Source organism: Symmachiella dynata (assembly GCF_007747995.1).
GTDB lineage: Bacteria > Planctomycetota > Planctomycetia > Planctomycetales > Planctomycetaceae > Symmachiella > Symmachiella dynata.
Genome location: NZ_CP036276.1, coordinates 1,542,084 through 1,564,595, shown reverse-complemented (window position 1 = coordinate 1,564,595; position 22,512 = coordinate 1,542,084). Strand labels below are relative to the sequence as shown.

19 protein-coding genes are annotated in these 22,512 nt (G+C 55.3%); 12 read left to right on the top strand and 7 right to left on the bottom strand.

Going from position 1 to position 22,512, the window contains the following annotated elements; translation table 11 throughout:
• Window positions 1-56 precede the first annotated feature (56 nt).
• The 10 genes from Mal52_RS05950 (at window position 57) to Mal52_RS05905 (ending at window position 12,086) form a co-directional block, all read left to right on the top strand.
• Complete coding sequence (locus tag Mal52_RS05950) at window positions 57-1,340, top strand: ABC transporter ATP-binding protein (RefSeq protein WP_145374793.1); 1,284 nt, start codon at window positions 57-59, stop codon at window positions 1,338-1,340.
• Window positions 1,340-2,155 (top strand): hypothetical protein, encoded by an 816-nt coding sequence (locus Mal52_RS05945; RefSeq protein ID WP_145374792.1) that lies wholly within the window; start codon window positions 1,340-1,342, stop codon window positions 2,153-2,155. The genes Mal52_RS05950 and Mal52_RS05945 overlap by 1 nt, the downstream gene beginning before the upstream one ends.
• Entirely contained in the window at window positions 2,152-3,057 is a 906-nt protein-coding gene (locus Mal52_RS05940; RefSeq protein WP_145374791.1) for a glycosyltransferase family 2 protein, read from the top strand. The genes Mal52_RS05945 and Mal52_RS05940 overlap by 4 nt, the downstream gene beginning before the upstream one ends.
• A gap of 6 nt (window positions 3,058-3,063) precedes the next feature.
• Window positions 3,064-4,353, top strand: a complete 1,290-nt coding sequence (locus tag Mal52_RS05935) for a glycosyltransferase family 4 protein (protein ID WP_145374790.1) — start codon at window positions 3,064-3,066, stop codon at window positions 4,351-4,353.
• On the top strand, window positions 4,350-5,753 hold the full coding sequence (locus tag Mal52_RS05930) for an O-antigen ligase family protein (RefSeq protein WP_145374789.1): 1,404 nt from the start codon (window positions 4,350-4,352) through the stop codon (window positions 5,751-5,753). The genes Mal52_RS05935 and Mal52_RS05930 overlap by 4 nt, the downstream gene beginning before the upstream one ends.
• Window positions 5,754-5,794: 41 nt before the next feature.
• Complete coding sequence (locus Mal52_RS05925; protein ID WP_145374788.1) at window positions 5,795-6,607, top strand: 2OG-Fe(II) oxygenase; 813 nt, start codon at window positions 5,795-5,797, stop codon at window positions 6,605-6,607.
• Entirely contained in the window at window positions 6,604-7,131 is a 528-nt protein-coding gene (locus Mal52_RS30145; RefSeq protein ID WP_231962534.1) for a serine acetyltransferase, read from the top strand. Before Mal52_RS05925 ends, Mal52_RS30145 begins: the two co-directional genes overlap by 4 nt.
• Before the next feature lie 66 nt (window positions 7,132-7,197).
• Window positions 7,198-9,438, top strand: coding sequence for a hypothetical protein (locus Mal52_RS05915; RefSeq protein ID WP_145374786.1), 2,241 nt, complete (start codon window positions 7,198-7,200; stop codon window positions 9,436-9,438).
• Between the two features lie 110 nt (window positions 9,439-9,548).
• Window positions 9,549-10,826: a glycosyltransferase gene (locus tag Mal52_RS05910; protein ID WP_145374785.1), complete on the top strand. Its 1,278-nt coding sequence runs from the start codon at window positions 9,549-9,551 to the stop codon at window positions 10,824-10,826.
• A gap of 54 nt (window positions 10,827-10,880) precedes the next feature.
• Window positions 10,881-12,086: a glycosyltransferase family 2 protein gene (locus Mal52_RS05905; protein WP_145374784.1), complete on the top strand. Its 1,206-nt coding sequence runs from the start codon at window positions 10,881-10,883 to the stop codon at window positions 12,084-12,086.
• A 226-nt stretch (window positions 12,087-12,312) separates the two neighbouring features.
• Here Mal52_RS05905 and Mal52_RS05900 read toward each other — a convergent pair whose 3' ends face one another.
• The 6 genes from Mal52_RS05900 to Mal52_RS05875 all read right to left on the bottom strand — a co-directional run bounded on the left by Mal52_RS05900 (window position 12,313) and on the right by Mal52_RS05875 (window position 18,201).
• Window positions 12,313-13,053, bottom strand: a complete 741-nt coding sequence (locus Mal52_RS05900) for a sulfotransferase family 2 domain-containing protein (RefSeq protein WP_145374783.1) — start codon at window positions 13,051-13,053, stop codon at window positions 12,313-12,315.
• Window positions 13,054-13,123: 70 nt separating this feature from the next.
• Entirely contained in the window at window positions 13,124-14,233 is a 1,110-nt protein-coding gene (locus Mal52_RS05895; RefSeq protein WP_145374782.1) for a glycosyltransferase, read from the bottom strand.
• A 9-nt stretch (window positions 14,234-14,242) separates the two neighbouring features.
• Complete coding sequence (locus Mal52_RS05890; protein WP_145374781.1) at window positions 14,243-15,259, bottom strand: hypothetical protein; 1,017 nt, start codon at window positions 15,257-15,259, stop codon at window positions 14,243-14,245.
• 183 nt (window positions 15,260-15,442) lie between these two features.
• Entirely contained in the window at window positions 15,443-16,471 is a 1,029-nt protein-coding gene (locus Mal52_RS05885; protein WP_145374780.1) for a glycosyltransferase family 2 protein, read from the bottom strand.
• Window positions 16,468-17,136 (bottom strand): serine O-acetyltransferase, encoded by a 669-nt coding sequence (locus Mal52_RS30390; RefSeq protein WP_197534687.1) that lies wholly within the window; start codon window positions 17,134-17,136, stop codon window positions 16,468-16,470. Before Mal52_RS30390 ends, Mal52_RS05885 begins: the two co-directional genes overlap by 4 nt.
• Before the next feature lie 51 nt (window positions 17,137-17,187).
• Window positions 17,188-18,201, bottom strand: coding sequence for a glycosyltransferase family 2 protein (locus tag Mal52_RS05875; protein WP_145374779.1), 1,014 nt, complete (start codon window positions 18,199-18,201; stop codon window positions 17,188-17,190).
• A gap of 1,037 nt (window positions 18,202-19,238) precedes the next feature.
• Here Mal52_RS05875 and Mal52_RS05870 point away from each other — a divergent pair.
• Together Mal52_RS05870 and Mal52_RS05865 are read left to right on the top strand one after the other, a co-directional pair.
• The gene (locus tag Mal52_RS05870; protein WP_145374778.1) at window positions 19,239-20,042 is read left to right on the top strand and encodes a sugar transferase; all 804 of its coding nucleotides are present in this window, start codon (window positions 19,239-19,241) and stop codon (window positions 20,040-20,042) included.
• Between the two features lie 202 nt (window positions 20,043-20,244).
• Window positions 20,245-21,012 (top strand): WecB/TagA/CpsF family glycosyltransferase, encoded by a 768-nt coding sequence (locus tag Mal52_RS05865; protein WP_145374777.1) that lies wholly within the window; start codon window positions 20,245-20,247, stop codon window positions 21,010-21,012.
• Window positions 21,013-21,157: 145 nt separating this feature from the next.
• On the opposite strand, the gene galE is transcribed toward Mal52_RS05865, so the two are convergent.
• On the bottom strand, window positions 21,158-22,147 hold the full coding sequence (gene galE / locus Mal52_RS05860) for a UDP-glucose 4-epimerase GalE (RefSeq protein ID WP_197534685.1): 990 nt from the start codon (window positions 22,145-22,147) through the stop codon (window positions 21,158-21,160).
• Window positions 22,148-22,512 lie beyond the last annotated feature (365 nt).

Here is a 22,512-nt window from a genome sequence, read left to right as displayed (position 1 = left end):
GTTCGCTACAAGCCAAACCTGGTCGGTTCGCGTTTTGTTTTCACTCAAAGTCGACTATGAACAAACCTATTATCACCGTCGAAAACCTCGGCAAAGCTTATCGCCTCGGCCAACAGGAAGAGCAGTACCCCACCTTCCGCGATGCGCTGGTGGGCATGGCCAAAGCTCCACTGCGCCGCTTCCGTCACTTGAGCGGTGGTGGGAACGATGAGTTGTTTTGGGCCGTTAAGGATGTCTCGTTTGATATCAAACGGGGTGAAGTGGTCGGCCTGATCGGCCGCAATGGAGCTGGCAAAAGCACATTGCTGAAGATCCTCAGCCGCATCACCGAACCAACTTCGGGGCGGGCGGTCCTGCGCGGCAGAGTCGCCTCGTTATTAGAGGTGGGGACCGGATTTCATCCCGAGCTCTCAGGCCGTGAGAACATCTACCTCAACGGGTCGATCTTGGGCATGAAGAAGGTCGAAATCGATCGCAAGTTCGACGAAATCGTCGCCTTTGCCGAAGTGGAGCAGTTCCTGGACACTCCGGTCAAACGATATTCGAGCGGCATGTACGTCCGCTTGGCCTTTGCCGTGGCGGCCCACCTGGAACCGGAGATTTTGATTGTCGACGAAGTGTTGGCGGTCGGCGATGCCCAGTTTCAAAAGAAATGCCTGGGCAAGATGCAAGAGGTCTCCACCGGAGAAGGCCGCACCGTTTTGTTTGTCAGCCACAACATGTCGGCGGTGACCGAACTGTGTCAGCGAGCGCTGATGTTTCGTGACGGGCAATTGGTGAACTCCGGCCCGACTGCCAATGTGGTCGACGAGTACCTGCAATGCGGCAGTTCCGACCTGAAGCATTACTTTGAACCCAAAATTGATGAGGATCGCGAGGCGTCGTTGCTGTCGGCGGCGGTGCATGATTCCAGCGGCGATTCGGTCGCGGTGGTCCGTTTTGGCGAGCCATGGTCGGTGACCAGTTCCTGGGAAGTCCGCCGTCCGTTGCCCCTGGCCTCGGCTTCGCTGCGGATCTTCGATTTGAGCGGCCGTTTGATCCTGGTCAGCAATACCGTGGGATTACCCACTGCATTTTTCGAAAGCCCCGGCAGACGCGACGTGACCTGTTCTTTTCCGATCAATGTCCTGCGACCGGGACAGTATTTCTTGACGATTGGATTGTGGGTCCGCGGTCGGGGTGCGATTGATGAGCACGAACGCTGCATTTCATTTCACGTGAGTGATTTGCCGCACGATCCGGAATATACGTACACGGCGGCCGGCAATCCCGCAGCGGTGGCTCCGTCGGATTGGTCGTTTCGGAACAATACCGAACCGGCGCTTACGGGAGGTGTCTGATGCAAAACACGATGATTCTCGGAACCGGCCGGAGCGGCACGAGCATGGTGACCGCCTGCTTTCGTAATACCGGTGCATTTTTCGGCGACCAGCTGATCAAAGCGACACCGGCGAATCCTTTTGGGTATTACGAATCGCAGGACATCAACGGGCTGAATAACAAAATCATCTTCCGCCTGCTCTACCCACGCGGGACGTATCGCCTGCGACGATTTATCTACCCCAGCACCCATTACGACTGGCGTGCGTTTTGGGCGGTGTTGCCGTATGCAGCACGAGCGGTACGGGTTCAGCCGGATGAGCGCGCGTTGATTGAACAACTGTGTGCGAACCAACCCTTCTGCTTTAAGGATCCACGATTTAGCGCAACGTTGTCGACTTGGAAACCCTACCTTCCTGCGAACACGCGTTTCTTGATCGTCTTCCGCTGCCCGTTTCGCACCGTAGACAGCATGCTTCGCGATGCTCAGGAATCGTACGATCCGCATCTGGCATTCAAACGCCCCGCCTTGCTGCAGACTTGGATTCGCACCTACACCCGACTACTGCGGTGGGCCGAAAACGATCCGCGCTTTTTGCTGGTCGACTCCGATCAAATCCTTGCCGGAGAGGGACACAGTGAACTCGAGTCGTTTGTGGAATGCGAGCTCGATTTCACCCAAATCGATCCCAACGTCCGCCGCTCCAAGAAAACAGTCACCGAAAACAACCGGCTTGAAGCCAAGGCTGGTCGATTGCACCGGTTGTTGCAATCGGTGGCTCGACAACATTTGGGGGAACGTGCGGATAGAAATGGAGTGATTGCGACATCATGAGTGCACCAGAAATCTCAGTGATTCTGCCGGTTTACAATGCGGAACGCTACATCGCCAAAGCGGTGGAAAGTATTCTTGCGCAAACATTCGGCGATTTTGAATTCCTGATCGTGGATGACGGATCGACCGATGGCAGCTTGAGTATTCTTCAAAGCATCGCGGACCGCGATTCCCGCATCGTGTTGCGCAGCCGCGAAAACAAAGGTTACGTGGTGACCCTCAACGAGATGCTCGCAGAGGCTCGCGGCGATTTCATTGCACGTATGGATGCCGACGACATTGCACTGCCGGAACGGTTTGAAAAACAAATGCGATTCCTGGCGCGACACGACGACATCTTAGCCGTCGGCACGGCGCAACTGTGGATTGATCCCCAAGACCGGCCGCTACGGCGTTTTACTCCACCGCTCAAACACGAAGATATTGATGCAGCGCATCTGCAAAAAGGGGAAGGGATGATTTGCCACCCTTCGGTTTTGATGCGACGCGAAGCCATTGAAGCTGTGGGGGAATACGACGAGAACCTGTATGGCGCCGAGGACCTCGACTTATGGTTGCGTTTGGCCGAAGTCGGACGGCTGGCCAACATGGACGAGGTGCTGATCCAATACCGGTTCCATTCCCAAAAGGTCGGTTGGCTGCAAAAAGACCGGCAGGTTCGCTCGGCCATTACAGCAATGCAGTCCGCCGCACAGCGACGCGGCGAACAGACGCCAAACTGCGAGAAATTTTCCAATGCCAACTTGCCCACGGTCGCCAGCCAGCATTTGGCCTGGACGTGGTGGGCATTGGGCGACGGCAATATTTCGACGGCTCGTCGCTATGCAATGTTGAGTATTTTGCAACGGCCGTTTGATTTGACGGCATGGCGCGCCTTTTGTTGCGCACTCCGAGGAAGATGAGACACGATGGCGACGCAGACTTCACCAAAAAACGGCACCGTGAATCGGGAATCTCAACTCGGAAAGTTACGTTGCGCGCTGTTTACGCCGAATTGGCCGGCCACCGAAACCAGCAATGGAATTGTGACCTACGTTTCCGTTCTCGAACAACAATTGCGGCGCGACGGTCATTCACCGCTGGTTGTGACGCGGGCCAAGTCGACAGCGATGCGGTACGCGGACGATGCCGGGGTCACCCAGTGGTCTCCTTGCGAGAGTGTGATCAGTCGCATTAGCGACCGCCTGACGCGAATCATTTCCAAAGACGATGCCGAGCGGAACTGCCGACGCGCGGGACGGGGCATCGCACATGCATTGACGCAAACGGGCAGCGATGGGGCGGTCAATCTTTTGGAAATGGAAGAATCGTTCGGTTTGGCTCGTCATGTGGCGCAACGGGTCCCCTTCCCTGTGGTGGTGCGACTGCACGGGCCATGGTTTTTGAACGGCCAAGCCAACGGTGTGAAACAAGACAAAGCGTTCGCCCGTCGCGTCAAAGCCGAAGGCAAGGCCATCGAAGCGGCTTGCGCAGTGACCGCTTGTAGCCAAAAAGTGCTGGACACGACACGCGAATACTACAATTTGGAACTTCCCCACGCAGCCGTGATCCCCAATCCAGCTCCGGTTTATTCCAGCGATATGTGTTGGAATGCGGACGAAGCGGAGGAGCGGACCATTCTGTTTGTCGGACGGTTTGACCGGCACAAAGGAGGCGACACGATGCTGCTCGCCTTCCAGCGCATTGTGGAACAATTCCCCGACGCGCGTCTCGTGTTCATCGGTCCTGATACGGGAATTCGTTCCCAAGACGACCAAGTTGTCAAGTTCGCTGAATTTGTCGCAGAACATCTCGACGAATCCGTAGCACAGCGCATCAATTATCTGGGAAAACAGGCACCGTCCACGATTGAGACATGGCGGCGGCGCGCAGCAGTAACCGTCATTCCGTCGTCATTCGACAACTTCCCCTACTCAGCGCTGGAATCTGTGGCCTGTGGCTGTCCGATTGTGGCGACGCGTGTCGGCGGGATTCCGGAAATTATTCTCGACGACAAAACCGGCGTGCTCGTGCAGCCTGATAACCCGGAATCATTGGCTGCGGGAGTCGGACGGATCCTAGCTGACCGCGGCTTAGCGGCACAATTAGGCGCCGCTGCTGCCGAAGATTCGAATCAGCGATTTCACCCCCGTAAAATTGCCGAACAAACGGCGGAGTTTTACCAAAGTGTGATTGCGCAATGGAAGGCGGGAACATGACCATTCTTGCCGACATTGTCATGCTTGCGTGGCCACTGCTGGTCATCGGACTCTTCTCCAAGTTGAAGTCCGATAAAGCGGTCGTGGTGGCGTTCGTCGTCGGCTGGTTGTTTCTGCCGTTTAAGACGTACCCGATCAGCGGGTTGCCTGACATTTCCAAAATGTCGCTCACCTGCTATGCGATCATCGCCGCGACGGTTGTCTTCGACCTGGAGCGGTTCACCTCCCTGCGGCCCTGCCGCTACGATTTGCCGATTGTCCTGGTGTGCATTGCTCCGGCAATTTCGTCATTGACGAACAACCTCGGCCCCTATGACGCCGGTTCGGTCATGCTGGCGACGATTGTCACTTGGGGCGGTCCCTATTTATTGGGGCGGGCCTATATCGTCGACTCAGCGTCGGCCAAGTTCGCCGCCACCACACTCCTGGCAGCGACGCTTATTTATCTCCCCTTGTGTTGGTTCGAGATCCGTATGAGTCCCCAACTGCATGCCTTGGTTTATGGCGAAAGCTATCGCTCCGGTGGCATGCGTCTGGGGGGATGGCGGCCTGCTGTGTTTCTTGATTCCGGCTTGCAACTCGGGTTATGGATGACCACAGCTTCCTTGATCGGCATCTGGCTGTGGTGGAAGGGTGTCTGGAAACATTGGGGAAAAATGGGAACGGGGTTACCCCTGGTTGCCTTAGTGGTGACAACGATCTTCTGCCGGTCGACGGGGGCGTTGTTGCTATTGGCCGCTGGATTAGGTGTCCTGGCCTGGACGTCCGTTTTGAAGAACCGCTTGGCGCTGCTGGCTCTTCTTTTAGTGGCACCGGCGTATATCGTCATCCGTTCCATTGGGGATCAAGGCTGGCAGCCCGCTGTCGAAATGGCAAAAAGCATCAGCGGAGAACGTGCACAGTCGCTTGAGTTTCGCTTTCAGAATGAAGACATCCTCGTCAACAAGGCATTGCAGAAACCTGCTTTTGGCTGGGGGGGGTGGGGACGCTCGCGGGTGTACGACCAATTTGGGAAAGACATTTCGGTCACCGACGGCCTGTGGATCATTCAACTTGGCCAATATGGCGTCTTCGGATTGGTCGCGCTATTTGTCTTACTGTTAACCCCCTTGGGACTACTCATCAAAACATTTCCGGTGCGCAAGCTTATGTCGCCGGAAATCGCACCCGTGCTTGCGTTCTCTATCGCCATCACGTTGTTCGCCATTGATTGCCTCCCGAACGCCATGCCCAACCCGTTTTATGTCATGACCACCGGCGGGGTCGTGGGATACATCGTTTCCTACAGTGAGACCGAAGTGGAATCCGCCGGTCCCGTATTACAAAAACCGGTGCCCGTAAGACCGCTGCGACGACTGCATGCGGGTAGCGCGGCAAAGAGTCACGTGAACCCCGTTTAAACAAAGATGTTTCGTTGGCTTTTCTGAATTAAGGAGCCTGCATGTCAGTACTACAAACACCAATGATTCGCGAAATTGATTTTGAGAGCGCCGCTACCCAATTCCGCGCGGCCGCGCCGTTCCCTCATATTTGCTTCGACAATTTTCTCCTGCCCGAGGCGGCAGCGACGATTGAAAGCGATTTCCCCTCCTTTGAAGAAGCCAAACGGCTCGGCAAAGGCTTCAGCGCTGTCAACGAGCGCGGGAAATACCAAGTCACAGACTCCGAGCTGTTTCCCGCAGCGATCAAACAACTGCATGAGGAATTGCAGTCACCGGAATTTGTGGAGAACTTAAGAACGCTTTCAGGATTCAAGGACCTCGTCGGCGATCCGGAACTGGTGGGAGGCGGAATGCATCAAACCGGTCCGCGGGGGCACCTGGATGTCCACATTGATTTCAACTACATCAAACATCGCCAATTACATCGCCGGCTCAACATTTTGGTGTTCTTCAATCGTGATTGGCGCGACGAATGGGGCGGCAAGACCGAGCTCTGGGACGAGAACGTCAAGAACCTAGCGCACAGCTTTGCCCCGATTTACAATCGCTGTGTGATATTTGAAACCAGCGAAATCAGTTGGCATGGGGTGAGCGCCGTGACCTGTCCTCCGTCGACAAGTCGTAAGTCGTTTGCCGGCTATTACTACACCCCCTGCACTGCTGAAGAAATCGACAACAGCGGGCACGGCACGATCTTTCAGGCACGGCCAACGGAACATTCCAAACGCTATGTTTCGATGCCCGTCCAATCGATGCGGCGCTGGCTTCGTCGCAAAATCAGTGTTGGCTTACGAGGGATCAGGCAAAAGTGATTTCGGCAACCACACATGACTGGAATCGTGAAACGGTCCGGCGATTTTGGGACCCGTCACGAAAACTGCTCTACCATTTGCGTCGTTACCAAGCGCAAACGCGGGGGACGCTGCGCGGCAAATTGCTGCGTAAATGGCATGCACTGTTCCACCAAGTTTGGTCGGTGATTTGTGGCGCCGATATTCCACTGAACAGCCAAATCGGAGGGGGACTGCTCATGCCGCACCCCAACGGAATTGTGATCCATCCCGATGCGGTCATTGGAGCGAATTGCCTGTTCTTTCAACAGGTCACTATTGGAATCGGAGGCAAACGTAAAGGTTGCCCCCGGATTGGCGGTCATGTCGACATCGGGGCTGGTGCCAAGGTACTGGGAGGTGTCGTCATCGGGGACCATGCAAAAATCGGCGCGAATGCCGTGGTGCTGTGCGATGTGCCTGAACACGCTACCGCAGTCGGTATTCCTGCTCGAATTCTCGCTTGTGAAGTCGAGGAACAACGCGTCGACGAAAGGTTCGGCTAAGCGGCATCTCCCGCCAGCGACACGGCAGTCTTTATTAACCCTGTTGTTTATTGCAGCTAAAACATCATGACAAATCGAGATCTTTCAACAAACGTGCGACAGTCACAAATCGCGACGAATGCACATAACCCACAGGTCAATTACCCCGCCTACACCGCTGCGGCCCACACCCCGCAACCGGAAGACCAGCCCTCGCTGTTTCTCACGATCTTGCAAAAGCGATGGTGGTTGCTGGGCATCATTGGGCTGCTTGCAGGCGGCCTGAGCTATTTTATTGCGACGGAGTTCCGGTCGCTGAACGCCGAAGTCAGCGGGAGTTTAATTTACTCCGGATTGCCAACACCGCCTGGGCCTGTTGTCTATCAGGCCCCCTCGCTGCAAACGTACAAGGAAGTTCTGTTTTCGACGAGCCGCATGCAGAAAATTGTCGACAAGCATGGGTTGGACATCTCGCCCGATATCTTTGCCAGTCTGTTTGAGATGAAGGTCATCGGTCGCTCCAGCGTCATGGAATTAACCCTGGGCTGGCCTGAGGCGGAAGTTGGCGTAGAACTCGTCAACGATACGATGCAAACATTGATCGACGCGGCAGCCGAGCAGCGACAGGAGATTCTCACCGAGCATCTGAAACATGTTGAATTAATTCACTTGGGAGCAAAACGCGAAGTTGACGAAGCGGCAGAGCAACTTAGTGCGGCGCGTTTGCGGCATGACACACTTCTACACAACAACGGTCTGGCGACCCAAGAATATTCAAATAAGCTCAAATCGGTTTCGACGACAAAATCCACCATTGACTTAAAAAATGTGGAACTGCTGAGCATCGAACAACAGCTGGCCCAAGCGGAAAAAGTCCGGCAAGAGAAAATCAGCCTGTATCAAACGGAGTTATTAAAAAAGCGTCAGACACAACTTGATCTGGTGATGAAGGAATATGCGAAAACCTCAACTCGGTTTGCCGAGTTAACCAGTCTCAAAAAAGAATTGGCTGTGGTTGATACGACCGGAAAAGATGCCTCGCTTGTCGAATGGGAAACGGCCCTCGATGAAATTGGATTGACCACGCTGGGGCCCATCAGTCAGATTGCCGGACCGGAGCTGACGACACTCAAGACGGAAATCGCGGGCGCCGACCAGCGGATTAGCGAATTTCAATTTCGCCTCGACACCGTAAAAAACCACTTAAATATGTTGAACGATCGCTTGGCAAAATATGACAGCGAAGCCACAGACAAGGCGGGGGACGTTGCCATCGCCAGCTCCGAAGTCGTGGCCAAATGGGAAAAAAAGCTGGAGTCCGCCGAAGGGCGATCGAAACTGATTTCGCTCCAAAAAGAAAACATGGAACAGCTCAAACAATGCAAATCGCGCGAGTTCGCCGTGCTGATTCCGGCAAGCATCGAAACGGCGATCGTGACATCCAACACAAAAAAACTGTTCGTGATGTCATTTTTTGCCTGTTCGATCCTGCTGGTCTGCCCCGTTGTCTTGACCGAATGGTTGCTACAACGCGAGACCGCGGTTTCGGCCTTTAGCCGACGCTGGAGCTTGCCACTGATGACGGATCGGGCACTCGCGCATTTCAATTCTCGATCTCGTTCGACTCCCGACTGGAAAACCAACGAATCCATTCGGATGGCTGCGCTGCGTATCCAACAGTCGCTGCCGGAATCCTCAAGTGTTGTATTATTCAGCGGCCTGGGGGACACACCGGCTCCCGCAGGCGTACTGAGCAGCCTTTCCGAATGCCTGGCCCATCGTGGCGAACGGATTCTGCTTGTGGACGCAGTCGATCGTCAACACGGAAAGTTTGCCAAGTCAGACTCCGTCAGCGATCTCTCCCACCCCAGTCCCGCTGAACCAGCCGCAGCCAAGACTGCCACAGAAAAATCCACAGCTGCAGATACAAAACAGGCGAAAAACGAATCGCTGGCGACCCTCGATAACAAACACCAAATGGGGCTGTCGGATATCTTTTCCAACAATGCTCCGATCACAGCGGACCTCATTCAACATACGGAGAATCCTTGTGTCGACTTGATTGGCAGCGGCGAGGGAGTCTTTCCCGTCGAAGCGATGGCCTCGGCACGTTTGACGGAATTGCTCAAGTCGTGCCAAAGCTCCTACAGCATGATCTTCATTGCCGGCCCCCCCATTGCCAGCCGGGCGGACCTACAAATGCTAGCTGCCCGGGCCGATGCCATTGTGTTGACGGCTGATAAGCGGTCCGTCAAAGATCCGGCCAGTCCGGCCGCTATCCGGGACCTCATCGAACTTCAAGCTCCGGTCATTGGAGTCATGGCTTAGACGCCTCCTATTGAACCGTTTTTGACCAAACCTGTTCAGCATGATCACACCAAATTTCATTGCTGATGATTCACTTTGCGTTTTCTTTTTACAGTTCATAGGAATTGGCCGTGCGAATTGGCTATCTGATCAACCAGTATCCCATGCCCAGTCAAACCTTTATCGGTCGTGAGATTCGGGCGTTGGAAGATTTGGGGATGACAGTCGATCGCTTTGCGCTGCGACAGTGGAACGGCACGCTGGTTGATGAACGCGACCGCAACGAACAAGCGGTGACGCGCTATGTGACGGGAATTGGCATTGGGCGGATCTTATTGGCGTTGTTGCTCATGCCGTTTCGCAAACCGTTCGCATTTCTCCGCGCTGCTCGGTTGTCGCTTCGTGTGGCGCGGCGCAGTGATAAGTCCTTGACCCTGCACTTGATCTATCTGGCCGAGGCATGTGTTTTGTCGCGGTGGTTGATCGAAAGCAAAATCGAACATTTGCATGTCCACTTCGCAACGAATTCCACCGAAGTGGCCATGTTGTCCAGCGTGCTGGGCGGCCCGCCCTACAGTTTCATGGTGCACGGTCCGGAAGAATTCGACCGGGCCGCGACACTCTCGTTGGACGAAAAAACAGCGCGGGCTGCTTTTGTCGCCACGATTTCCAGCTACGCCCGCAGCCAGCTGTACCGCTGGATCCGCTTTGAAGATTGGTCGAAAATCAAAATCGTTCGCTGTGGGCTGGATGCCGACTACCTAACCACCGAACCGGCTCCGCCGCAGGCCAATCGGAGACTTGTCTGCGTCGGCCGACTGTGCGAACAAAAAGGACAAGTGCTCCTGGTGGAAGCAGCGGCAAAGGCGCTCCAAGCCAGTGGTCCATTCGAACTGGTGCTCATAGGCGACGGAGATTTGCGTCCTGCTGTCGAAGAGGCCATCGCTCGCAACCAGTTGGAAGAGGTCATAAAACTCGCGGGCTGGGCCGATCGCGACGAAGTGAAACAACACATACTCGATTCAGCGGGACTTGTGCTGGCCAGCTTTGCTGAAGGGCTGCCTGTCGTGATTATGGAGGCGTTGGCAATGGGCCGCCCCGTGATCACCACCTGGATTGCCGGGATTCCTGAGTTGGTTGTGGATGGCGAAATGGGTTCGCTGATTCCCGCCGGCGATGTTGATGCATTGGCCGCAGCAATTTCTAAATTATTGGCAACACCGTCCGAAGAATTATCCCGTTTGGGCGCAAATGGAAGAGCGCGGGTTCTGCAGAATCATGACGTTCGCCAAGAAGCGGCGCGCCTTCATCAATGGATCACATCCGGCAACGACGACAGCCGACCGGTTCGCTACGATACGAAACTGCCCCCGGACAAAAAACGGGAGTTGCAACAGGCTCAGTCTTAACGTCACTCTCCGAGCAAGCAGTATACCCACCGCATTTGCCAAGGTTTTTATAATATGTCTATCGTAGCGTTTTTCATCGCCGCACTGGTCGCGATTCCCACACTGATCTTTATCCTGCAGTGCTTAGCCGCCATGGGGGCAACGTGGTTCACGACCAAAAAAACGGCGCCCACCTCCACCGATGATGACACGGATTATACAGCAGCAATCATCATCCCGGCCCACAATGAACAACAGGTGATCGCCGCGACGATCCGTTCGCTCTTGCCGCAAATGGGTGCAAACGGGCGCGTGGTAGCGATTGCCCACAACTGCGATGACGAAACCGCGCAGGTTGCGCGCGACGCTGGAGCTGAGGTACTGGAACTCAACGAACCTGATCGCCGCGGTAAGGGTTGGGCCTTGGCCGCCGGCCGAGATTTTCTTCGCTCCGATCCCCCCGACGCAATGGTGGTTGTCGATGCGGATACGGCCGTTGAACCAGATTTCTTGAAACCACTGGTCACTATGGCGATGCAGCGGAATAGTCCCGCGCAAGCCAAGTATGTATTACACGTCGATAGCGACGATGCGGATGCCGCTGATTACGTTTCGTCGCTCGCCTTCACTGTACGCAACGCCGTTCGCCCCCTGGGCATGAAGCTGTTAGGGCTGCCCTGCATGCTGACCGGATCGGGATTCGCCCTTCCCTGGAGTTTGGCAGCTGACGCTCCCCTGGCCGGAGGACATGCCGGTGAGGATTACAAACTGGGTATCGACCTCACGCTCCAAGGTAACCGCCCCTACTTTTGTCCGGACGCAGTTGTCCGCGGCCCGCTGCCTAGAACCAAACAAGTCGCCACGGTCCAACGCCGCCGTTGGTCGCATTCGCAGTTGGCATTCATGCGCAACGAACTCCCACGCTTGCTGGGGGATTTCCTGCTCCACGCACGTCTGGCATCGTTCGGCCTCATCTGTGACCTCGTCGTGCCGCCGTTGATATTGTTGATGCTGCTACAGTGGGTGGCGATGGCAGCGACCGGAATCATTTACCTTGCCGGAGGCAGCCAAATTCCACTGTTGATCACAGTCGCCACCTGCGCATCATTCCTCGTGGTGCTTTTGGCCGTCGCTGCCGTGTTCGAAAAGAAACTCTTGAACCGCAAGGTCTTGCTCGCCTTACCACGTTATTTCTTTCGCTACTTGCCGCAGTACTTGGCCTTTTTCCACAAAGCCGACACGCAGTGGACCAAGACGCCACGCGAAAGCAGCGCCCCTTAACGGCACGTTAAAAAAAGGGTGCCACTGGCGGCTTGTCCGCCAGTGCAAAACGTGTGACCGGCAAAACACTGCTGGGCATGCTAGGAGTGGAATCCAACTCCCGGATGTTTTGGTTTTTCAACGGGCTGTCAAACCCCGGCCGCCGCAGACGTCGAGCCATGCACACATACACCGGCCGACTGCTAAGCTGAATCGTTGAATTGCGAAATCAATCCGCGAAACAGGCTCAAACACCAAAGCGCGTTTGAGCGGCGTATTTCCAGTTCCCGAGTGTGTGCCGGATGGGCCAGACGTAACGCTTGATGTTGGACATCACGCTGCGCTGATCGTCGAACTGATAACCGAATGCCTCGAGGTCCGCTTCATACAACGACCGGACCTGCTCCCGCATGCGGTTGGTATAAAAATGGGAATAGTGCTGATGCCGCTTACGGCCCTTCTTTAAGTGCGGCACACGCCGATCCACGACTGATAGCTTCGTCTGAATGGTTTCTAAACCCGCATCGAGCGACTCAAACCGGCCGATGAAATCCACGGCGAGTTCCCCATCAATATACACGAATTCACACTGCGGAATCAGATGGTCGCCACGATAGTCCGGACCGTCCGGTTCGCCCAGGATGGGAGCAAATCGGCCGCGGCGCTCGATGTATTCCCCAAAGCCGCCGGCCGGTTCGATCTGCGTCTTCATCCAAAAATAATCCGAAAATGTACGGTCGAAGGGATTCCGGACGAAGGCGAATTTATAATAGTCCCGCCATTGGCTTTCTGTCACCAGCTCCAGGTCCAACATCTGCGCAGCGGTCGCGTGTTGCAAATGAATTTTTCGCTTGGGGCACCAGCCAAATAGATGCTCATAGTCCGGCCCGTCATGTTGAGGCCGATTCGGCAACAACAATTTCTCGACGCTGCTCCCTGCGCATTTTGGAACATGGACATAGATGGCTTTGTGTTCGTGGCTAATCATTGGTCACCGGCCTCTCATCACTTTCGTATTGCAAAGCGGGCGTCACTCTGCGAATCCAAATCAATCGACTTTACTTATCCGTACCGTCACTGCTGATCAGTTGTCGCAAAACATCATTCAACCTGGCTGCCGAGGCTTCGCAAGTGAGTCTTGCTAAATAATCCTGCTTGGCTGTTTCCCCCATGGCAGTGCAGTCCGTCCTTTCGGCGACGAGATGATCGAGCGCTTGTACCCATTCCTCGACTGAATTGGCCAACATGCCGTTTTCTCCGTGGCGAAAAAACAAAGGATGGTCACAGCAATCTGAAGCAACGCACGTGACATAAGCATCCAAGTAGGCCAACACTTTTCCAAACGACTTGCCTGCACTAAACGGCGAGGACTCCGGCAGCAGCGGCGCGAGGCCGATATGGGCGGTCCCAATCGAACGCACAAATTGTCCGTATTCGCAAAACCGCAGTTTCTGGCAATCGATGCCGGCCTGCACAAGCGGCTGCAACCATTCGTCGGAGACGGACTCATCCCGCACTCCGGCCAACACGAATGTTAGTTGTTCCGGCGACTGCACATGCAACATCACCTCGCGGACCAGTTCAGCTTCCGCGGGATAGGCATGCGGATCTGAGCAGGCCCAGATGATTGTCGGACGTTCGTTTTTGGCAGGCCGTGTTTTATATTCCGCCGCGGGAGGCTTGGCAGTCCAAATGATGGTGACGTTGGGATTGAATTGACGTGCCCAATCCGCCACAAAACGGCTCCCGGCAATCACCGCGTCGCATCCGCGGACTACCGTCTCATACCGCTCGGTCAATTGAGGATCCAGAAAATCCGCATCGTCAACATCCAGCACGACTTTCGCCCCGGCATACAGGGAGGGCAGGTTCAGTACATGCCGCGCCTTTTGCAGCACCACAACGTCGGGAGATTCATACTTAAAAACGCGGCTGCGTTGACATTGTTCCAATTGATGCGGAAACACCGTTGTCCGCCAATTGAAACGGCGGAGGTGCTCGGCCATCGCATAACCCCGCAATCCCGAGGCCATCCCGTTGTTCGGACCATCCACGCTAAAGACTACCCGCGGCGCATGGTGCGGTTGTCGCAGCCGATCGAGGTGCACACCGCATTCTCTGCCGCGGTGCCCCAACCAGCGAGTCATACCTTTGATCGATGTCGCCATGGCCCGCCGTTATGTTTCTAAAAGTTTTTGAAGTGTGTCGTTCCAGTGATTGTTCCAATCCGTGGCAACAAATGACTTCCAGCGCTGCCAGGCATTGCCGGCCAATTTTTTTCGCAGGCCGCTGTCACGCGTCGATTCGTACTTTGCCTTCAAATCGCTAAAGGACCAATCGATGTCGATGTAGGTTTCACCAGGAATGTAGATGTCCGGAAAGACCTCCAGGTGATCCATGTTGGGTTTGACCAGCACCGCCCCGGCGGCGATCGCCTCAAAATCGCGCCAACAGACTTCGCCATAACCAAACGGACTCAGACAGGCCTTACTGGATGCCAGCTCGCGCATATACGCGTCCCAATCCAACCGTGCTGCGCTGCAGACAATCTTTTCGCCCTCCGCAGCGCCGGTCGCCAGTTCATTGACCGACTCCACGCAGCGATTGCGCATGTGGTGATACCACGTCCGCTCGTTCTTGGAAAAGATCCGACAGTGCAAATCAATCGGCCGGTCTGTGTTGGCCATCGCGTCTGATTGCAATGCTTCTACTAACCTTCGATCGGTGGCAAAACTCCAGCCGACGGTCAACTTCGACAACTGTTGTTCCGTGAGCACTCCCTGCCGAGGATTCAAGAATTCCGCATCCCACTGCGCCTCGTACTCCACCAAATTGGTTTCGCACATGCCGTTTAAGTACTGCGACCGATCCCGCAAGATGTTTTTCTTGACGTACAAATCCACCAAGTCGATCAGTCGTGGTTCGGGAACATTCGCCGGTGCAAACCAATCGAGGTAGCAGATTTTTGTCCGCGGCGACTCCTCGCGAATCAGGGCGATGAGTGACTCCATCTCGACAAACGGCGTGTCCCAATAACTTTGCAAAAACGCAACTTGCGGCTGCGTCTTCCGCCACAACGCGGGCCGGTGCGCATTTTCGCGCAACAACCACCCCACCCGCTGGTCCGGCACCCAATCCAACAGCGGATGCACCTGCGACCTGGCGATGTCCAACCGTTCGCCGCAGACGAGCATCGTACACCGTGTGTACGCACCCTGAGTGATCCTCACGCGCTCGAAGGAATCTCGAGCGCGTTGGCGGCAACTGCGTAGCATGGTGCCCAAGCGAGGTTTCAAGGCGATCGGTTCCTAAAATAACGAGAGTAAGAATTGTTGCATCATCGCGAATCCATGTTTTTCACAAGGATTCCACAATATTCAAGCCGATGGACTTTTGACCGCCGACTTATACTCAATGATTTGAGCTCCCTGACGCGTCAAGCAAGCCCACAACGATTTCAGCGAACCCATCGCAATCGGGAATTTCGCAAGCATCGTGAACCAGCCATACTCCAAGCTTTGCCGCCAAGGACGCCCCTGGCGATGTGTGCGGAGAGTAATGCGGAGTATCTGAAGCAGCCAAACCGCGCCGACACTGGCCACCACAGCCACGGCGCCGATGACACCGAAATAACGGTACGCCGTTACGGCGGCAATCACTGCCAACAGGGGAATCAAAATCCCCCACACGAAAGCGCTATAAAGGATTCGCTGAAACACGCCGGTTTTGAAACGGCGTTCGACATCGAATCCACCGTAACCGGTGCGCGTCAAACGTTTCCACCACTGGCCAAAATGAGACATAGCAGCATCGTGTCTGGTCATCTCCGTATTGATCCGCCACACCTTCCAACCAGCAGCGCGGATGCGGCTGCACAGTTCGGGTTCTTCACCGGCCGGCACGGTCGGATTGAATCCTCCGGCGGCTTGGTAGGCGCTGACCCGCACGATTGAGTCTCCGCCAATAGCGGCCACTTGTCCCGTCGGGGCGTCCCACTCAAAATCGCACAGCCGGTTATAAACGGACGCTTCCGGGAACCGCTCGCGCCGTCGTCCGGCGACAATCCCGACCTCCTCATGTTCCTGCAAAAACGTCTCGGCGATGCGCGGCCAGGGCAATTCGATTTCACAATCCCCGTCGACAAACATCACATACTCCAGAGCGGGATACTCTTGGAGCAGCTTGTCATATCCTTCGCTCCGCGCACGGGCCGCGGTAAAGGGAATCGCTAAATCCAAATTGACGACCGTAAAATCAATCGATTGCGCGATTTGTACACTGTCGTCCGATGAGCCCGAATCGACGTAGACGGCATGAAGTCCGCACGCTTTGACGGACTCCAGGCAACGGCGCAGCCGTTCCCCTTCATTGCGTCCGATGACTACAACTCCCAATGTTTCACTCATTCCGCCGCGATCCCTTCTGTGCGACTCGTGCTGTCGTTGTTTCGCTCCAGGCTTCTGACGACTTTGGCCGGCGCGCCAACGGCGACCGAATTGGGTGGAATATCGCTCAATACAACCGCGTTCGCTCCAATGACGGCATTCGCCCCCACGCGGACCGGCCCCAGGATGGCGGCCCCGACGCCAATGTCGGCGCCTGCTTCGATGATCGGCAATTCAAAATCATGCTCCGTCCGCACGACCCCAAACGTCGTGTTCTGCCGTAGCTGTACGCGATCACCTATCGAAACCGCATTGAAAATCATGCCGCTGTGATGCCAGATTCTGACCTGTCGGCCGACTTGAACGGTGTAGGGCAAACTGATTCCGCAAGTCCATTCCACAAAGCGGTATAGGAATTTATAGATGATCGAAAACGGCATTCTCAGCAACGCGGGTTTGACACCCATCCGCCAATTTCCAAACCGATGAACGGCCATCGCCCAGAAACCTTGCTCTAATATTTTGCCGTCATGCGTCGCCAAGTCCTCGCGCCATAATTTCCAAAGCGAGACACCGGCCGGGTTTTGATTGGTTCGCGCACGCGTTTGCAAATCCACTTCCCCCTGCGGAACAGGGAGCGAGCTAGATAGCTCTGCCGACTGCACGAGTATTTGATTTGCACTCACGACCACTTCCCAATTGACACGGCGAATTTGACAACGGCTGAATCAACACGGCTAACCAACGCGGCTGGGCCACCAAAAATTGAATCGTACAAAATCACGCACCAAGCACCGTGGAAACGTGATCGATTTTCTCTGTAGTAAACACCGACCGCGGTACAGCAAATGGCCGGTCAGCCAACTGATGTCCGCTAGAATCCGAGACATTTTCCCATAATTTTGCGTAAAAAACCGAGCCCGCGATTCATACCAATACTTGGGCAACCGGCGATGGTCGGCATCACGACTCGTTACACCGGAACTCTGCCCCACCAGATGCACGACCCGACTTGTGGGAACGTACACCGTTCGCCAATCCTGACGGGCGGCGCGCAAGCAGTAATCGACTTCTTCGTAGTAAAGAAAATAACCTTCATCCAGCAAGCCCGTGTCGTCGATCACTTCCCGCCGAATCAACATACTCGCACCGGCCAGCCAATCGGTCTCATACTCTTGATCGACCTGCACGGGGGCGACTTCCGCGCCAGGAAATAGTTTGAACCACAATCCCAGATTCAGGCCTCGCGCCCATTCGCGGCCGATTGTCTGAAAGCGAAAAGCGGAGCGTTGCGACGTGCCGTCCCGGTCTTCCAGACGGCTCCCCACAATTCCGGCCTGCGGATGAGTTTCCAAAGCCTGCAACAAAGACTCCAAAGCTCCGCGCCTGACGATTGTATCCGAGTTCAATAACCAAACCGCTCCCATCGAAGGGTCGTCCCCAGCCAGTGCACGACGGATCCCCACGTTGTTACCAAAGGCGAATCCTCCGTTACTCGGAGCACACATCAATTCCACCCACTCACTCCAACCCCGCTCGGAAATCGCTGCCTGGATTTCCTCGACGGAATTATCGCTGGATGCGTTATCGACAACATACACCTGCAGATGATCACATTCATTGCGCGTTTCCTGAAGCGAATCGAGGCATTGCACGACCAGCTCCGCGGTGCCGTAATTCACAATCACTGCTGCAACCGACACAGGAAGCACTTGAGGCGTTTCAGTCTCTAGGGATGTTTCAACAAGCATGTTCACGTTATGAGTGCGTGTTTTCAAATTACGTTTTACAACTGCCATTTAGCGTCGCGGGAGGGCGAAGCTCCTGCTGAGCCGCATTGTGGTGTTTGGTGTGGGGACGTGTGGAGATTTCTATGGCCAAGGCAAGCAATAGGGTTCATCGCGGCTCGGCAGGAGCCTCGCCCAGTTTGAAAACACGCTCTAAGTGGAGAGGTTAACGTGCCGGGGAGGCGTTGTACAGATTCTGCAAATCGCATGCCAACAGCCACCCAGCAAAACGACCGTGCGGCTCCACATTCATTGAGCACGTCGTGTGCCAAGATCGGTCGAACCCCAACGCGTGGATGACTGACTTGTCCCCCAAGTCACCACTCCGCGCCGCCGGCCTCCTTGGCGACCACGCATCAAGAACGGAAACGTCTTCGCCATCTCCACGACGAGATCCAATCACTCGTCGAGTCGGCAAACCCGATCTCCTTGCCGCCTAGATGGGATCGCCCCATTTGCGTCCTCCGAGCGACCGCCCGTTCGAATTCTGCAGCCGACAAAGGAAGACTTTGCCCCAACGGTACAGTCAGGCGAAGCAAACCCCTGACAGCGACAAGGGCCACCATTATCACAGCAGGCCTTTCATTCAACGCCTTGTAATTATCAACACCCAATTATCATTTCGATAAACCATTCGCCCTACCCTCTCACCAAAAATCTCTCAAAATCCAAGAGAGCATTTCAGGCACGGAATCAGCATTCCTTCAGCAGTTGCTGCGTTGTTTTCCTCCATTTCACCAACGGGAATCCCGGGCTGGAGGACCGTCTCGGCACCGATTGGCTCACGATTTGCTTAAGGGTTTCTTCCAGTACAAAACCCGCATTTATCGAGACGCAAAGAAGCACGAAAGCTTCGTGTCTCATCCCTCAGACAAACGGGGATAAATGCAAATTTTTCACGGAAATTTGGATTTCCGTGAAACGGTCCTCCCTCGGTTGGCACGGCAGTCACCGCGGACCGTTACCTACCCACCCTCCTAGATGAATTTGAAGGATGTACTATGTCGGAGAACGGTACTTCGGGCCAAACAGCAACCGCCACTCTGCATTCCTCCCTAAACCCACTTTACTCTTCCCCCAATCACCCCAGCGGTTCAGAGCGTACCATCGAACCTTCCGTTCGACCCCGTACACTCCGCCGCACAGTGCGCGAGGCGATCACACATCGCCCCGAGAGCAAGGTCACCCGGCGGGAGAAGGCACTTTATGCATTCGCGAAACGGGCTCTGGACGTTTTTGTCACAGGCTCCGCGATTCTGGTGCTATCGCCATTGTTCATCGCAATTGCTGTGGCAATTCGCCTGACAAGTCGCGGACCGGCGATCTACAAACATACACGGGTTGGACTGCGTGGCCGGGAATTCACCTGCTACAAATTTCGCTCGATGTCCGTCGACGCAGATCGCCAAAAGGACAAATTGCGAGAGAAAAACCAACACAAGGATAGTCGTACCTTCAAAATGGCGAATGACCCTCGCATTACGCCGATTGGACGACTACTCCGCAAATCGAGCTTCGACGAACTGCCCCAATTGTTCAACGTCCTGCTGGGCGACATGAGCTTGGTCGGGCCCCGCCCGCCGGTGCCGTCGGAAGTCGAGCAATACTCCTGGGATGACCTTCGGCGACTGGAAGTCAAACCCGGTCTGACTTGCATTTGGCAGGTCTCCGGACGCAGCAACATCCCCTTTCCTAAACAATTGCAAATGGACATCGAATACATCGAGCGTCAATCGCTGCTATTCGATCTACAGCTCCTGCTGCGGACTGTCCCAGCGGTCCTGAGTGCCAAAGGCGCTTACTAAATCACCCGCCGGGGGGTGGCGATCACGTTTGTCTGAACTGGCCCTTGCGTGTCAATCGCAATGCCGCTATCACCAAACGTGAATCGCGCTGTCTTGATCAGCCCCCCCCAACTTGCGTCCCCGTGCCGTCACAGAAACCATGTTGCCTTCGCCCCACTCCGCACAAACTTGCGAAACTGACGGGGCTCCCCCGCAACACCCCGTGCCACCACACGTCAAAATGTTCGGCATCGCCATTCATCAAGTGACGATGGACGATGCGATTGATTGGGGGCTGAAGCGCATGCAAGGTCCCGCCGGACCTTGTGAGTTAGTCTTCACGCCCAATGTCGACCACATCGTTCAACTCAACCAAAATCTGCAACTGCGCGACGCATACGGACTGGCAGGTTTAGTCGTCGCTGATGGATGGCCTGTCGTCACCGCATCACGCTGGCTTAAAAAGGCGCTTCCCGCCCGCGTCGCCGGCTCCGACTTAGTCCCCGCACTGATCGCCGCCGGAGCCTCCCAACACAATCCGCGTATCTTTTTGTTAGGCGGAGCCACCGGGGTCGCAGAAAAGGCAGCAGCCCGCATTCGGCAACGTTGGCCGAAAGCCGAAATCGTCGGGACGGACAGCCCCCCTTTCGGATTTGAAACCCAGGACGACGAAAACCAGCGCATCGTCGCCAAGGTGAACGAATCAGCCCCCGATCTTTTGGTTGTCGGCTTTGGCGCCCCCAAACAGGAACTGTGGTTAGCCCGCCATCGCTCGCAACTCAATGCAAAAATAGCCGTGGCAGCTGGGGGCACGATCGACTTTCTAGCTGGACACCAAACGCGCGCCCCTCGCTGGGCCCAACAGGCACGGCTTGAATGGCTGCACCGCATGCTGACAAACCCGCGGAGACTGGCCGGTCGCTACCTCAAGGGCGCAATCGTCTTCCCCCGACTCGTCATCCGGGAATACCGCACCGCAGCCGATCAATAACAGCCTTGAGTTTTCGAGTTGCGGCAAAGTTCTCAGCCTGTGCCCCGCCAGTGCAAACGGTGTGACTTAAAAAACACTGCTGGACAAGTCAGCAATGGCACCCGAATCTCAAAGATTCTTGGTTATTTAACAGGCCGCTATGCCACTATTCCGCATAGCCGTTGGGATGGCTTTGATGCCAGTTCCACGCGGTTTGCATGATGTCGCGCAATTGCGGAAATTGTGGCTTCCAATCCAACTCCGCTCGGATTTTCTGACTATCAGCAACCAGGATCGCCGGGTCACCCGCACGGCGTTCCCCAGAGACAACCGGAATCGGATGACCGGTCACCTCGCGCGCAGTTTCGATCACATCTTGCACACTAAATCCGTTGCCATTGCCGAGATTATAAACCCGACTGCCTCCTGCCAGGGCATCCAGTGCCCGAATATGGGCTTGCGCCAAATCCGAAACATGGATGTAATCGCGAATGCACGTCCCATCTTCCGTCGGATAATCATCGCCAAACACCGTAATCTGGTCCCGCTGCCCCAAAGCAACTTCCAGCACTAACGGAATGAGATGCGTCTCGGGAGTATGGTCTTCGCCGCGCTCGTCCGTCGCCCCCGCCGCATTAAAATAACGCAGCGCCGCATACCGCAACCCATGAATCTGCTCCAACCAAGCCAGCATGCGCTCGAGAATGTATTTCGACTCGCCGTAGGCACTCCCGGGAGCAATTTTTGTCGATTCCGATATCGGAATCTCTTCAGGGTCACCGAACAAATTGGCCGTCGACGAAAGAATCAGTTGACGCACATCGTGATTCACCATGGCTTGAAACAGATTCAAACCGGCCGTCACATTTTCACCCAAATACTTCAGCGGCACTTGCATCGACTCGCCGACCAAGGAATGAGCAGCAAAGTGCAGAACACTCTCCGGGCGGTATTCAGCGACCGCCGACTCAATCGCCTCCGCGTCCAGCAGGTCGCCTTCAACAAACACCGCATCGGGATGCACAGCAGCGCGATGCCCTTGCGACAGATTGTCAAAGACAACCACCCGCGCTCCCTCGCCGACAAGCTGCTCGACCACCACACTGCCAATATAACCGGCTCCACCGGTGACCAAAATTGTTTTTGCCGAACTCAAAGCTAGATCCTTTTTTTCAACAAATACGTGACGCCTCACACTGTAGTTTGCAGCCACAGAATTGTCGAATGCCAGACCCGAAAGCACATCCCGCAACGCGCTTTAATACACTCCCATCAGAATCAACGAACCAGCCAGCGCTCCGCCCCGCAAAAAACAGATTTCCTCCCTGCGATCAATCTGGGACATCTCCCCGATTTTTACGCAAGCCAGCCAAGAAGAGCGGCACAGGCCGGCAAGTGCGGACTTTTGTTTTCAGAGATTGCCGTGTAGAATCCCCAAATCACCCGCCCAACTCACATTGGGGCGCGATAGCATCGTGTGACCTACGAAAAAAAGACAAAACCCAAGCGAACATCCACCAG

Bases quoted from the DNA above. Each gene is read 5' to 3' on its own strand.
- Mal52_RS05950 (WP_145374793.1), top strand. From the start codon at position 57: ATGAACAAACCTATTATCACCGTCGAAAACCTCGGCAAAGCTTATCGC.
- Mal52_RS05945 (WP_145374792.1), top strand. From the start codon at position 1,340: ATGCAAAACACGATGATTCTCGGAACCGGCCGGAGCGGCACGAGCATG.
- Mal52_RS05940 (WP_145374791.1), top strand. From the start codon at position 2,152: ATGAGTGCACCAGAAATCTCAGTGATTCTGCCGGTTTACAATGCGGAA.
- Mal52_RS05935 (WP_145374790.1), top strand. From the start codon at position 3,064: ATGGCGACGCAGACTTCACCAAAAAACGGCACCGTGAATCGGGAATCT.
- Mal52_RS05930 (WP_145374789.1), top strand. From the start codon at position 4,350: ATGACCATTCTTGCCGACATTGTCATGCTTGCGTGGCCACTGCTGGTC.
- Mal52_RS05925 (WP_145374788.1), top strand. From the start codon at position 5,795: ATGTCAGTACTACAAACACCAATGATTCGCGAAATTGATTTTGAGAGC.
- Mal52_RS05915 (WP_145374786.1), top strand. From the start codon at position 7,198: ATGACAAATCGAGATCTTTCAACAAACGTGCGACAGTCACAAATCGCG.
- Mal52_RS05905 (WP_145374784.1), top strand. From the start codon at position 10,881: ATGTCTATCGTAGCGTTTTTCATCGCCGCACTGGTCGCGATTCCCACA.
- Mal52_RS05900 (WP_145374783.1), bottom strand. From the start codon at position 13,053: ATGATTAGCCACGAACACAAAGCCATCTATGTCCATGTTCCAAAATGC.
- Mal52_RS05895 (WP_145374782.1), bottom strand. From the start codon at position 14,233: ATGGCGACATCGATCAAAGGTATGACTCGCTGGTTGGGGCACCGCGGC.
- Mal52_RS05890 (WP_145374781.1), bottom strand. From the start codon at position 15,259: ATGCTCGTCTGCGGCGAACGGTTGGACATCGCCAGGTCGCAGGTGCAT.
- Mal52_RS05885 (WP_145374780.1), bottom strand. From the start codon at position 16,471: ATGAGTGAAACATTGGGAGTTGTAGTCATCGGACGCAATGAAGGGGAA.
- Mal52_RS05875 (WP_145374779.1), bottom strand. From the start codon at position 18,201: ATGCTTGTTGAAACATCCCTAGAGACTGAAACGCCTCAAGTGCTTCCT.
- Mal52_RS05870 (WP_145374778.1), top strand. From the start codon at position 19,239: ATGTCGGAGAACGGTACTTCGGGCCAAACAGCAACCGCCACTCTGCAT.